The organism is Pseudomonas sp. Pseusp49, from assembly GCF_059491875.1.
The window spans coordinates 3,355,014-3,367,133 of the sequence record NZ_CP168514.1 but is presented as its reverse complement, the minus strand read 5'-3'; the positions used below and the strand labels follow the sequence as shown (position 1 = coordinate 3,367,133).

Sequence of the window (12,120 nt, the reverse complement as noted above, 5' to 3'; positions counted from 1 at the left end):
GCACGGCGAACGTCGTCGTGCTTCTTGACGCGGATCGTGAACGTTTCGCTGCCGAAAACACTCAGGCTCAGGCTGAGATCGAGGCATCGTTGCCTTTATAAATCCCTTGATGGTGGATGGAGTTATCCCGCCGGGAAAGTCGTATCGCCCCTGAGTAGATCCCACCCACCTATCTATCAGGGCTCAAGCAATGAACACTTCAGAATTGGATGTTGCAAAAGAAACGAATGACGACCTGGTTCAGGGGCCGCTGTCAGCCGGCACTGTCGCGCCCGGCTTCTCGCTGTACGCGACCCCTGATCAGCAGTTGTCGCTACGCGAGCTAAAGGGAAATCCCGTGATACTGGCGTTTTATCCCGCAGACTGGACTTCTGTTTGTGGCGACCAACTGACCTTATACAACCAGTTGCTACCCACATTCAGAGAATACGGTGCGACGCTACTGGGTATCTCGGTTGACAGCGCTTGGTGTCATCAGGCCTTTTCCAAAGATCGGAATTTTCACTTCAGCCTGCTCGCCGATTTTGAGCCCAAAGGGGCTGTGGCTCGACAGTATGGAGCGTACGACTCCCACCTGGGAGTTTGTAAGCGGGCGCTGTTCGTGATTGACAAGGAGGGAGTGATCGCCTGGAGCTACATCTCACCGATGGCAATCAACCCTGGGGCGGACGGCATTCTGGATGCGCTGGATGCTCTGGCGAGTTCGCCCCAAAGCGCGCCAACCAAAAATTAGCAGGTGATCACATGGCCACTCTCAAAGTCCCGGTAAGTGCCAACGACCATCGCCAAGGAAGTGGGCATGCCAAAGTCACCTTGGTGGAATTTGGCGACTATGAATGTCCCTACTGCGGTTTAGCGTATTGGGTCGTCAAAAAGCTACAGCAGCATTTTCGCGATGATCTGCAGTTTGTGTTCCGTAACTTTCCACTGACCACCGCTCACCCGCATGCGATGGGTGCAGCCGTCACCGCTGAGTATGCCGGGAGTCGAGGATTCTTCTGGGAGGCTCACGACGAATTGTATGAAAATCAAGATCGATTGGGCCTGCCGCTGTTTGGGGCCATTGTTCTAAAACACGGCCTCTCCAGCGAAGAACTCTATGTTGCTATGCAAGACGGCACTTACCTACCCAGAATAAAATCCGATTTTAATGGCGGCGTACGGAGCGGCGTGAATGGCACCCCAGCGTTTTACATTGACGGGCTTCGCTATGACGGGGCTCCAGAGTTCACCGAGATGAGTCAGATGATTGAGCTTTCGTTAGTGAGTTGACGTAATCGCTAGATAGTGAAATCGCTTGGCATCACTCACACCGTAGCCGAGGGCGAACGTCCCCCATTGCGCAGCGCACCAGGTGTGCATTCGATAATATTTCAATACGGGAGATTGAAGAATCCAGGTGCTGCCAGCGATAAGCATCGCTCATAAAGCAGCGGCACGAAAATATCAGCCCAGCGAACCGAGGACATAAAAAATGGCGATGTTAATTTTTGACAGCTCGGAAGATTCCATAGTCGAGGCCCGTGTCCTGGTCGAGGCGCTGAATGAATGGTTGGCGGAACAGCAGCCCAGTTGCCCGCTAAGGTCCGCCCGTGCGCAATGTTGCTATCGGCCCGATGGCACGCTGGATTCTGTATTGACCGTACTAACAGACGTGGTGGTGGATTAAAGAGGTGCACACGGAGCCAGCAGCGAATGAAATCTTTGAAGTATTATGAAAAAAATCGACACGCCACATGGTTAGAGCTGTTTTTTGACCTGATTTTTGTTGTTGCAATTGGCAAGGTTACGCACACTCTCGGCCATCTTCATCACGGCCATTTTGAACAAGAACAATTATGGACATTTTTACTGCTTTTTGTTCCATTATGGTGGATCTGGTCCAGCCACACGATTTACTCAAATAGGTTTGATACAGACAGTAACCTTCACCGCTTGGCAACATTGTTTTTAATGTTGCTGCTCATTGTGCTGTCTGCCCGGATTGGGGAAGAATTGGAAGTAAACTATGCGCTTGTTATTGCCTGCTATTTTGGTATACGTGCCATCATCAGTATTATGTACATTTCGTCCATAAATAAATTCGATCACCGTAGCGAATTCTCCTCCAGGCTTGGCTTCGCCCTGTTAGTTAGCGCAGTTGTTAGTCTTTCATCCATACTTTTTGACCCACCTACGCGTTACCTTGTCGCTTACATTGGGATTTTTCTTGACATTCTGCTCCCTTTATTTTCTTGGGGTAAGCTAAAGCCATTGCCCGCACATACAGAACACTTGGTTGAACGACTAGGTTTACTCACACTCATCTTATTGGGCGAGTCGGTAATTAGCCTTTCTGGAGGGTTATCTGACATTCAATGGGATCGTTATAATGTGATGGCGGCAATCACCGGATTTATCATGATTTGCAGTATCTGGTGGATCTATTTTGATAGCTTTTACCTACTGAGCAAAAATGAAAGTAGTATGAGTGGACACTCCTTAATCTACTCGCACCTTTTTCTATTTATGGGGCTAGCACTTCTCGCAAATTTGATCAGGCATGCGATCCTGAATGACATTGCGATGCGCGATTTCCAGATTACGTCAATCATCGGCATGGCCTTGTTTTTCTTAGGCAAGCAATATGGCTACTTCATAGCGGTACCTAAAATAAGGAAATACATACTACAAAACACCTTGATCGTGTTTTCTCTAGGTGGTTTGGTTATATTCCTACCCCGCGTCGAGTACATATTGGTCGGCCTGACAGCAACCATGATCTGTTATGTTTTACTAAACTTCAGGTATCGTTGAATCTTTAAAGTTGGGCCATATCACGGGTGGATCAGCTATCCGCGCACATCAATACATCCCTACCAACCAAAGCGGGTGGTCGCCTGGAAAGCACGGGGGCAAACACAGCGCGGCGGGAGGCCCGCGCCAAGCGGCAAAAACCTAATCAAAGAAGGCCAGGGTGCGAACTTCGATACTCTCTCGCGGCGGGGCTCCCGGCGGCGTATTGGGATCTTTGAAGGCGGTATGGGGCGTGAAGCGGGCACGGCCGTCGTGACGTGAGTCATACCCCTTGATCAGCAAGACTTCGTCACGGCGCATGTCCGGAAAATAGTACCAGCGCTGTTGCGGATTGTAGGCCAGGTGGTAGATCTCACCGATACGATCCGGATAGACCAAATCGGTGGCCAGCAGGTCATTGCGGTCGAGCGTCGAGGCATCCAGCACCGCCAGCGGTGAGCGCTTGACGGGGCCGCTCATCGGGCGCCAGAGGTTAATCTGGGCCACCGACACCCGTGCGGCGGCCTGATCCTGGCCCAGCACGTCGCGAATACGCTCAGGTCCCGAGCGGTCTGTGTAGTCATTATGCACACGGCTGGCTGGCCCGCGAATATCCCGCCGCTCGGCGTCGCTGCGCCTGGTGTGGTCGAAGATGACGACCCGGCTCGCGCCCGTCAACTCCTTGATCAAGGCCTTGACCTCGTCATAGTAGACGCTTTCCACTGAGGTATCGTCGTAGAGATCGTCGACCACCGTATCCCGCCGATGGAGTTCAAACCCCTGCTTGTCCAGAGAAAGGCTGTCTGCCAACGGACGACCGTTGTGTATCGTGACCTCGCGCTCCTCCTGCTCAGCAAAGTAGTGCGGTTCACTGTTACCGGTCAGAGCCTCGGTATGCACATAGGGCTTCGCATCGTGCTTGACCAGGTAGGTGAGTTTTGTGATGACGCTAGCGGGCATATCAGTTGTGCACTTCAAGTAACACCTCCCGGTCTGCTGAGCGCATCCGGCGTAGTGTCACCGTGGCGGCGCTGTAACTTGCATGTAGACACCTTCAATCTCGATCGTATGCCTTCGAACGGACACTATCAAATGCAGCCCGAGGTGCACGGCACACGACCGATAGAAAAGGACCTCTCTAACCTCGGCATCGACGACCAGCTTGACCATGACTGGCGTGTCGCACTGCGGGTCTGCGCCGATCATGAACATCCGATACCCCTAAACTTCCCGCACCGCTATCTAGAGAAGCGGAATGCTATAGGTGACAAAAATACGATTCTGATCGACGTTACGAGATGCTTCGCTGTTGGACTTGCCGTTACGCCAGCCGAACCCGACGCCTTTTAGCGCTCCCGACTGAAGGACGTAGTCCAGGCTAATGTCTCTTTCCCATTCCTTTTGGTTGGCGCCTGACGTCGTTTTAATGTTATCGCCAGAGAGGTACATGACCGAGCCTTTTAGGCCAGGGACGCCCAGAGCGGCGAAGTCGTAAGCATACTGGCCGAAAGCTGTTCGCTCGCCTGCGCGGGTGAAAGTTTGGATAAAGCGGTCTGTATACAGATACAGGCTTGCTCCACCGGCGCCCTTGTCTGGCAGGCTACCCTGACTGAGTTGAGTGAAGTTGCTGCCATCCGACACACTTTGGTACCCCGCAGTAATCGCGTGGCCACCCAGTGTGTAAATCAACGCGGCACTCCAGGTACGGTTATCGATTTCTCCATCACCGTTTTTGGTGTAGCCACTCATTCTGTAGCCTGACGTACCGGAGCTATTTGCACCTGACGAGTCAGTTTTGAAGTAGCGCAGGTCGGTTTTGAGGGACTGATTGTCCGAGATGGCAAGGGTGTGAATCAATCCCAAAAAATGCTGCGTATAGTAGTTATCGAGGCCGGCGTAGTAGTACTGAGCTGTCAGATCCTTGGTGACTTTCCAATCGCCCCCGGCGAAGTCAAACTGATTGCTTTCACGCGTACCACCAGTAACGGCCAGCCCCGTCTGATCGCTCGAACCACGTCCTGTTGCATGTTCAATCCGACCTCCAGTCAAGGTCAGGCGATTGAGCTCGCTCGAGGTGATTTGAACGCCCTCGAAGGTTTGCGGAAGCACGCGCCCATCGTTGGCGACCAGAATGGGGAGTTTCGGAATCAAGGTGCCGTAGCGAAGTTCAGTTTTCGACATTTTGACTTTTCCGGTCAGCCCCAGCCTGCTCCACTCGTCGACGGCACGGTTGTCACTGTCAGAAGGCATCATGCTGCTGCCGACATGCCGTCCTTTGCCGCTGTCCAGGTTAACCCCCAGCAACCCCAGGCCATCGACACCAAAGCCAACCATGCCGTCGGTATAGCCCGATTTGAAGTCCAGAATGAAACCCTGCGCCCATTCTTCGGTTTTGGAAGGGGCGGCAACGCCATCGCGGTTGTCGTTATTGAAGTAGAAGTTTCTCATTCCCAAGGTGGCTTTGCTATCACTCAGGAAGTCAGCATGCGCCTGGACACTCAGGGTGATACTAAGAAACACCGAACTTGCAGTTATTGTTTTTCCACTCATTTATATAGCGCTCCATTTGTTATTTTGAAGTAATAGAAGCAACGCAAAATTTTCCAGGTGCGCGTTTTTATTATTCTTAATATCCTGCTAAAGACGAGAAATCGACGATGCCTAGCCCCCCTGCATCAAGTTAATATCGTTAATGCAAGTTCCAAAGTCGCTCATCGCACCTGTTTCTGTTATGCAGCTCGATAGCGTTAGAGCCGATTGTGTGAGAAAGGCGCAGGGAGTGCCTTGCCTGGGGAAATGGAGTTCTGCGTTGGGGTCTGAAAATTTATCTTATCGTCTGAATTTCAGGACTGGGGCCGGACACAATTGTCGGTCGAGTACCCAAAGGCTCAACGGGCTGACCTGACGACTGTCCTCTATAGCAACCCGCTGCGCGCCGATCACGACGCCCAAGGCCCAGACTGCGGTGTATCTGCGACAGGTACCGAGACGGACGACGAACATGGCGGTTCCCTGCAAAGCCGCCTACTCTTGGTGGATGGTCCCCATGCTTTTGCTCAGGCGATGTATCGGGCTGGAACGATCTGATTATTTTGACCGTCCGCTCATCGACAATCCGGACCTGCCCGCGCGTATTGCCAGCAACTGGCCCCTCACTCCGGTCGACCCGACCGCAACGGGCGAAGACTGCACCCACTACCCCACCTGTCGTTCCCAAGCGACCGATGCCGCAGCACCTCTGGAAACAGGGGCGCTGTTCACGTTCTCCCCCTTGAGGAAGATGAGTATGTATCGGCCGAGCACGATTCCTTATCAGGAGCATCGAGGGTTCAGCCGAACCTTCACTCCGGGTCATTTGAGCCTGGGATTGTTCTTTCCTTTGGAGGCCTTCGATGGGGACACTCCGAGCATGCTCAACCAGGTCGCATTGGCCAAACGAGCGGAGGCGCTGGGCTTCTGCGCGCTCTGGTTTCGCGATGTGCCTCTTCGAGACCCTAATTTCGGTGATGTCGGCCAAGTCTTCGACCCCTGGGTTTACCTGGGCTATATGGCCGCCCACACGTCAGAGATAGCGCTTGGCACCGCATCCATTGCCATCCCGTTACACCATCCTCTGCACACGGCCAAGGCATCAGCCAGCGTCGATCAGTTGAGCGCAGGTCGCTTGATTCTGGGTGTAGCTTCCGGCGATCGCCCTGTGGAGTTTTCGGCTTTTGGCGTTGATCCCGAAAGGCGCGCAGAAATCTTTCGGGAGCATTACGAGGTGATTCGCAGAGCCCACAGCACCAGCTTCGAGCCCATTCGCTGGAGCGATGGTGAGATGCAGGGCGCAGACCTCATTCCGAAACCCACGACCCAAGTTATTCCAATGCTCGTGACCGGGAATAGTCGCCAGTCACTGGATTGGATCGCGCGCGAAAGCACCGGATGGATCAACTATCCACGTGCGCCGAACATGCAGCGACTGATCGTGGAAGATTGGCGGCTGGAGGTCATGAAGCAATGTGGTTCAGTCTATAAGCCCTTCACTCAGTCGCTTTACATCGACCTCGATGAGAACCCGTCCACGCCGCCCACTCGCATTCATTTGGGGTTCAAACTTGGACACTACCATCTCCGGTTTTTGCTGGAGTCGCTTGAGGAAATCGGAGTGGACCACGTTATCCTGAATCTCAAATACGGAAAGCGCCCTGCTGCGCAAGTCATTGAGGAGCTGGGGACTCACATCGTTCCGCAATTCGGAGTACAGCCGCGTCCTGAAGCGAATTGATCCGCCGGCCGCCTCCACGCCGGCCGAGGTGGTGCGGTTCAACTGGTTGAATCATCAGGCCGATACCTGCTCAAGGAATATCAGTTGCAACGGCTCTTCGAGCAGGTCATCTGCCGTGGCGGCAAAGCGCTGAAAGTAAGGCATCGAAAAATGCGCATCCAGCGCCGTCTGATCCCTGAAAGCCTCGCGCATGTAGAACGTGTCCTGCTCGTCGCGCAGCTTGAACAACACATAATCGAGATTGCCCGGCTCTGCTCGGGTCGGCTCTACCAACGCCAGCAGTTCTTGTTTCAATGCCAGCTCTTTGCCTGCCTTGGCCTTTAGCACGGCAATCGATACCAACACGTTACTGGACGAATTCATCGTCAACGCTCCAACATTAAAAAATGGCAAGTGATGCCGCAGGCGGTTCAGCGGGCCCGCAAGCGACCCGCCTTAAGTGAAATCAGAAACCTTCGAGAACGATCTTGCCCCGGGCCTTGCCGCTCTCGACTAGCGCATGGGCACGACGCATGTTTGCCGCATTGATCGCACCGAAGTGCTCGCCCACAGTGGTTTGAAGAACACCTTGGTCAATCAGAGCGCTGACCCGATTGAGCAGGTGATGCTGGTTGATCATGTCCGGGGTTTCGTACAGCGAGCGGGTGAACATCAGCTCCCAATGCAACGACAGCGACTTGCGCTTGAGCGGCATCACGTCGAGGCTGTCGGGATCGTCAATCACACCCAGACGCCCTTGCGGCTTGAGAACGTCGATCAGTTGTGCAAAGTGCTGTTCGGTGTGAGTCAGGCTGGCGACATAGTCGATCTCCGGCACGCCGAGCGCTTGCAACTGTGCGAGCAGTGGCTGGCTATGATCAATCACGTGATGCGCGCCCAACTGCCGCACCCAATCAGCGGTTTCCTGGCGTGAGGCAGTTCCGATGACGGTAAGGCGGGTCAGCTGTCGTGCCAGTTGCACCAGCATCGAACCGACGCCCCCAGCCGCTCCGGTGATCAACAGGTACTTGCCCTCCCCCGAACCCTCGACGACACCGAGCCGGTCAAACAACAATTCCCAGGCAGTGATCGAGGTCAACGGCAACGCTGCCGCATCGGCGGCACTCAATGACCGAGGCTTGTGCCCGACGATCCGCTCATCGACCAGATGGAATTCGCTGTAGCTGCCGGTGCGGGCAATCGAGCCGGCATAGAACACTTCATCGCCCGGCTGAAACAACGTCACTTCAGAGCCGATCTCGCGGACAATGCCTGTGGCATCCCAGCCGAGGATTTTCGGTTCTTTTGTGAAAGTTCCGGCGCGCACCTTGGTATCGACCGGATTCACTGACACCGCGCGAACTTCGACCAGCAGATCCCGTGGACCAGGCGTGGGCACCGGGAGGCTGATGTCGATCAATGCGTGTGGATTGTCGATGGGCAAAGCGTGTTCGGTAAAGGTGATGGCTTTCATAAACACTCGCTGTCTGAAGGGTGATGCACTCGTTTGCAGCCATCTTCGACTTCCCAAGTACAAAGAAAAACAAGCAGAATGCGCCAACACTTTCACTGCAGGAGTGAAAATGATCCGCATCGATGATCTTGGTTTATTCATCCGCAGCGCCGCGCTGGGCAGTTTCACCGCAGCGGCGCTGGAGGCTGATCTATTGCCTGGTCAGGTCGCCGCCGCCATCAAACGTCTGGAGCGCGAGCTGGACGTACGCCTGTTCGCCCGCACCACTCGCAGCCTGCGATTGACTGCCGAAGGCGAGCAATATCTGCCCACCGCCCACTCAGTGCTTGAGACCCTGCAGCAAGGCAAGGAAAATTTGCGTGGTAAGAACGCCACGCTGCGGGGCGTGCTGCAGGTGACAGCACCCTCCGATCTGGGGCGCAACATACTGCTGCCGTGGCTGACGCTGTTCCGCCGTCAGCATCCAGAATTGACGTTGCGTTTTTTCCTGTCAGACCAGATGGCCAATCTGTTTCGCGACCCGGTGGACGTGGCGATTCGATATGGCCCGAATGAAGACGCCAACTACGTGGCACTGCCGCTTGCACCGTGGAACCAGCGGGTTCTGGTTGCCTCGCCGGAGTATGTGAAACGCTGCGGTTCTCCCCAAACGCCGGATGACTTGAGCAAGCATCACTGCCTGCTCTATCTGCAAAATGGCCGGGTCTACGACAAGTGGAACCTGGGCGGGCAAACCGTGCAGGTTTCAGGGCCACTGTTCAGCGATGACGCCGATGTCGTGCGACGCTGGTCGTTGGACGGTGACGGTATCGCCTACAAATCCTGGCTGGATGTCAGTGCCGATATCGCCACTGGGCGCCTGCTTGTGCTGCTGCTGGATTTTCCTGGCGAAGCTTCGCCGTTGAGTCTGGTGTGCCCGCATCGCAAGCAGATCAGCCCTGCGGTTTCCCAGCTTTATACGTGGTTAAGTGGTCAGTTTTCTGCGCTGAAGCGCAGTTGAACCGAATGACGACAATTGATGCTTGTTGAGCATCCCTCGCTTCGTGGTTCGGCGGATCAATGCGCTCACCAAGCACAATGTCCGGATCGTTCACCAAGAACGCTCCAAGGTAGGAATGACACCTGAAATGTAGCGCAGGACACCGCCATCGTTTGAAAGGGTGACAAAAAATTCAATAGCTTCTCCCTGTCCGTACCGTAAAGGGCCGGCTAACAGTCCTTTCCTTTATAGCAAGTGCATAGGTATGACCTAAATCTTTGGCCAGTTACTTCGGCCACAAAATTTACCTTAAATACAAGTGTTTTAATAGGCCAGCATAACAACCCATCTGATACTATTTTTTTTCGCTCACCTGAGCCTTTTTCGTCAACCAGCATTCTATAAAGTGCAAGCCCGATGTTCTTTAAAACAACAAAAAAGAAGCCAACTTATTTTGGCGCTTGGGCACACTGACGCGCTCAAGAATCCAGACCATCCCAGGATAAACAATAGAACCATGCTTTATCAGAAAGAAATGGGACAAATAACTATTCATTTGATTTGGAGATGGTGCCGTGCGAAAGCTTGGCTTGGGTTTCCTGGTAACGGGCGTTGTAGGGCAACTATCAGCATTATTATGGACGTACACATCCATAGGACCACTTTGTGAAAACAATGTCGACAATTCATACATCCAGAAAAACGTGACAAAGCTAAAACAGCTCATCGATGACACCGCTAATGAAGTTGTAACAAACCTCACTACGAAATATTCCGACGGGCTCACGCCCCTTGCGGAAAACGAATCCCCCATACCCGACTCAACGGAGGCTCACGCCGTACAGTTTTTGATCGAAAAGCCAGACGAATCGCCAGTATTTTCGCTGCCTTCACTGCCCACACAAGCACGCAATTGGACAATTATCCTTAGCGGCCTGATTACTTCTACCGGCCTGCTCCTGGTGCTCTTCGCCCGCAAAAAAACCTCTGATCCGCAATGGCACGTCTTTCGCTCCGTACCTGGGTCGCTAATCACGCTGGAAAGCCCGTGCTTAACGTGTGGTAGCTATATTTTCCACGCTAAAAAAGAAGCTTCAACCACGCCTTCATCAGGCTTGTGGGTGATCGAAATAGCGTTGAACACACCCAGCCGCCATCGCGCCACAAATGCCATTAAGCAACTGGAATTACCGGTAGCGCGTAAAGAAAACAACTTTGTCGTCATCGGCCCGTATAAACAAAAACAAGACGCGGCTCGAGTCGTGAAAGAGTTGAGTGAAAGTCATGGCGTTCGAGGATGGATGATGGCAGGAAATTGACATAGTCCGATTTAGCGCTGGGCCGACCTCGTACAACCCGCCACATTTTTCATGCCACAAGAGAATATTCATGATCGCAAAAGAATTCAGAGCCGAACTCGCCCTGAAGAAATTCCTGGACGCCAACTTATGGCTCCAGCTTGAACTCAGCGAGTTGAACTACAGCCTCGCTGAAAGTTGCGGGCTGTCGCCCAAAGAATATCGCCATAAATTCCTGCAAGAAGCATTTGAAACAGAAGCAGACGCTCATGACTGTGATTGTTGGGACTTCACTCTCCAATGGGTAGCCAACACTAATGAAGAGCTTGAGTTGATGCGTGAAGAACGCATGAAAGAGATTTATGAGTTTCTGGACGATTAGTCCACCCTATAACTTTCGTAGCCTATACACGCCTCCAATGCTGTAGATAAACGACTAACTTCACCGACGGGAGTATTGCCCAATACCCCCGCCCTTCTCTCGATTCAAACCGTCGGATAACAATCCACTACACGCCGATACTGGCTGGGTGAAGCTCCGATGTGCTGACGGAAAAACCGTGTGAAATGACCTTGCTCGGAGAACCCGAGGTTCTCCGACAACAGGCCCAATGTTCCACTGCGCTCACGCTCAAGCCAGGCAAAAGCCCGGCGCATGCGCGCGTCGTTAAGCAGCAGGGTCGGCGTCATGCCGGTATCTTTCTTGAACAGCGCAAAAAAGTGCGCCCGCGACAGACCACAAGCCCGTGCGGCGTTGTCGATCGGGTTCGGATCATCGAGGTGCTCAAGCAACCAGGCGGTGCCACGGCGCACGCGTGCGTCCCGGAACTCACCTGAGTTCGGCGCACCCAGTAGCGACAAATGCCGCCAGCTGGAAAAGTCCTCGATCAGCTCGATCAGGAAATCAAACAGCATGAATTCCATGCGCTCTTTCGGAACAATCCCGCAGCCATGCGCTTCGGCGACCAAGATGTCAGCCAAGGTGCGATTACGACTCGACAGCTCGATGCACGACTGGGCAAAAAAGTCCGGCCGACCGCTGAGCGCCAGCGACTGCTGGGCAGTGGCCAGCCAGGCGGGCTCGATGTAGAGCGCCAGGATCAGGGTGGCACCGGCATCCGGCTGCGGATCGTAGAAATGCGGCTCCCAGGCGTTGACCAGCACCGCCGTGCGATCGCTGAGCGGTACCCGCCGACCGTTAACGTTGAAGTAAGTGTCTTCGCCAGACACTTTGACCAGCACATGGCATTCGGAATGGGTGTGGGTGACCAGCGAACGATCCATATTCAGCAAGGCGACCCGTCCAAACCTGCCGTGGAAAACCCGTTGGGCAATGGACATCAGA

Annotated in this window: 12 protein-coding genes; 7 read left to right on the top strand and 5 right to left on the bottom strand. The window is 53.8% G+C overall.

The genetic code is table 11. From position 1 onward, the window contains the following. The first annotated feature begins 190 nt into the window (after positions 1 to 190). The 3 genes from ACEN83_RS15115 (at position 191) to ACEN83_RS15105 (ending at position 2,796) form a co-directional block, all read left to right on the top strand. Positions 191 to 733: a redoxin domain-containing protein gene (locus ACEN83_RS15115; protein ID WP_095966124.1), complete on the top strand. Its 543-nt coding sequence runs from the start codon at positions 191 to 193 to the stop codon at positions 731 to 733. An 11-nt stretch (positions 734 to 744) separates the two neighbouring features. Continuing rightward, positions 745 to 1,272, top strand: a complete 528-nt coding sequence (locus ACEN83_RS15110) for a DsbA family protein (protein WP_495580793.1) — start codon at positions 745 to 747, stop codon at positions 1,270 to 1,272. Between the two features lie 423 nt (positions 1,273 to 1,695). Then, a complete protein-coding gene (locus ACEN83_RS15105) occupies positions 1,696 to 2,796 on the top strand; it encodes a low temperature requirement protein A (protein WP_495580792.1) in 1,101 nt (366 codons plus the stop codon). 141 nt (positions 2,797 to 2,937) lie between these two features. On the opposite strand, the gene ACEN83_RS15100 is transcribed toward ACEN83_RS15105, so the two are convergent. Then, positions 2,938 to 3,753, bottom strand: coding sequence for a CmcJ/NvfI family oxidoreductase (locus tag ACEN83_RS15100; RefSeq protein ID WP_495580791.1), 816 nt, complete (start codon positions 3,751 to 3,753; stop codon positions 2,938 to 2,940). 264 nt (positions 3,754 to 4,017) lie between these two features. After that, positions 4,018 to 5,325 (bottom strand): OprD family porin, encoded by a 1,308-nt coding sequence (locus tag ACEN83_RS15095; protein ID WP_495580790.1) that lies wholly within the window; start codon positions 5,323 to 5,325, stop codon positions 4,018 to 4,020. Positions 5,326 to 6,061: 736 nt separating this feature from the next. On the opposite strand from ACEN83_RS15095, the gene ACEN83_RS15090 reads away from it, so the two are divergent. Continuing rightward, positions 6,062 to 7,045, top strand: coding sequence for an LLM class oxidoreductase (locus ACEN83_RS15090; protein ID WP_116579513.1), 984 nt, complete (start codon positions 6,062 to 6,064; stop codon positions 7,043 to 7,045). 54 nt (positions 7,046 to 7,099) lie between these two features. Here ACEN83_RS15090 and ACEN83_RS15085 read toward each other — a convergent pair whose 3' ends face one another. Beyond that, entirely contained in the window at positions 7,100 to 7,408 is a 309-nt protein-coding gene (locus ACEN83_RS15085; protein ID WP_008155402.1) for a putative quinol monooxygenase, read from the bottom strand. An 82-nt stretch (positions 7,409 to 7,490) separates the two neighbouring features. Beyond that, the gene (locus tag ACEN83_RS15080; RefSeq protein WP_116579514.1) at positions 7,491 to 8,498 is read right to left on the bottom strand and encodes a zinc-binding alcohol dehydrogenase family protein; all 1,008 of its coding nucleotides are present in this window, start codon (positions 8,496 to 8,498) and stop codon (positions 7,491 to 7,493) included. Between the two features lie 109 nt (positions 8,499 to 8,607). Here ACEN83_RS15080 and ACEN83_RS15075 point away from each other — a divergent pair, with 109 nt between their 5' ends. The 3 genes from ACEN83_RS15075 (at position 8,608) to ACEN83_RS15065 (ending at position 11,157) form a co-directional block, all read left to right on the top strand. Further along, positions 8,608 to 9,498, top strand: a complete 891-nt coding sequence (locus tag ACEN83_RS15075) for a LysR family transcriptional regulator (protein WP_495580789.1) — start codon at positions 8,608 to 8,610, stop codon at positions 9,496 to 9,498. A 554-nt stretch (positions 9,499 to 10,052) separates the two neighbouring features. Further along, positions 10,053 to 10,796 (top strand): SPOR domain-containing protein, encoded by a 744-nt coding sequence (locus ACEN83_RS15070; RefSeq protein ID WP_495580788.1) that lies wholly within the window; start codon positions 10,053 to 10,055, stop codon positions 10,794 to 10,796. Between the two features lie 70 nt (positions 10,797 to 10,866). Beyond that, positions 10,867 to 11,157, top strand: coding sequence for a DUF6388 family protein (locus ACEN83_RS15065; protein WP_493726382.1), 291 nt, complete (start codon positions 10,867 to 10,869; stop codon positions 11,155 to 11,157). 104 nt (positions 11,158 to 11,261) lie between these two features. Here ACEN83_RS15065 and ACEN83_RS15060 read toward each other — a convergent pair whose 3' ends face one another. Then, positions 11,262 to 12,116: a helix-turn-helix transcriptional regulator gene (locus tag ACEN83_RS15060; RefSeq protein ID WP_008060989.1), complete on the bottom strand. Its 855-nt coding sequence runs from the start codon at positions 12,114 to 12,116 to the stop codon at positions 11,262 to 11,264. Positions 12,117 to 12,120 lie beyond the last annotated feature (4 nt).

What these genes read in the sequence shown, in the direction of transcription:
- ACEN83_RS15115 (WP_095966124.1), top strand. Translation starts at nt 191, where the DNA reads ATGAACACTTCAGAATTGGATGTTGCAAAAGAAACGAATGACGACCTG.
- ACEN83_RS15110 (WP_495580793.1), top strand. Translation starts at nt 745, where the DNA reads ATGGCCACTCTCAAAGTCCCGGTAAGTGCCAACGACCATCGCCAAGGA.
- ACEN83_RS15105 (WP_495580792.1), top strand. Translation starts at nt 1,696, where the DNA reads ATGAAATCTTTGAAGTATTATGAAAAAAATCGACACGCCACATGGTTA.
- ACEN83_RS15095 (WP_495580790.1), bottom strand. Translation starts at nt 5,325, where the DNA reads ATGAGTGGAAAAACAATAACTGCAAGTTCGGTGTTTCTTAGTATCACC.
- ACEN83_RS15090 (WP_116579513.1), top strand. Translation starts at nt 6,062, where the DNA reads ATGTATCGGCCGAGCACGATTCCTTATCAGGAGCATCGAGGGTTCAGC.
- ACEN83_RS15085 (WP_008155402.1), bottom strand. Translation starts at nt 7,408, where the DNA reads ATGAATTCGTCCAGTAACGTGTTGGTATCGATTGCCGTGCTAAAGGCC.
- ACEN83_RS15080 (WP_116579514.1), bottom strand. Translation starts at nt 8,498, where the DNA reads ATGAAAGCCATCACCTTTACCGAACACGCTTTGCCCATCGACAATCCA.
- ACEN83_RS15075 (WP_495580789.1), top strand. Translation starts at nt 8,608, where the DNA reads ATGATCCGCATCGATGATCTTGGTTTATTCATCCGCAGCGCCGCGCTG.
- ACEN83_RS15065 (WP_493726382.1), top strand. Translation starts at nt 10,867, where the DNA reads ATGATCGCAAAAGAATTCAGAGCCGAACTCGCCCTGAAGAAATTCCTG.
- ACEN83_RS15060 (WP_008060989.1), bottom strand. Translation starts at nt 12,116, where the DNA reads ATGTCCATTGCCCAACGGGTTTTCCACGGCAGGTTTGGACGGGTCGCC.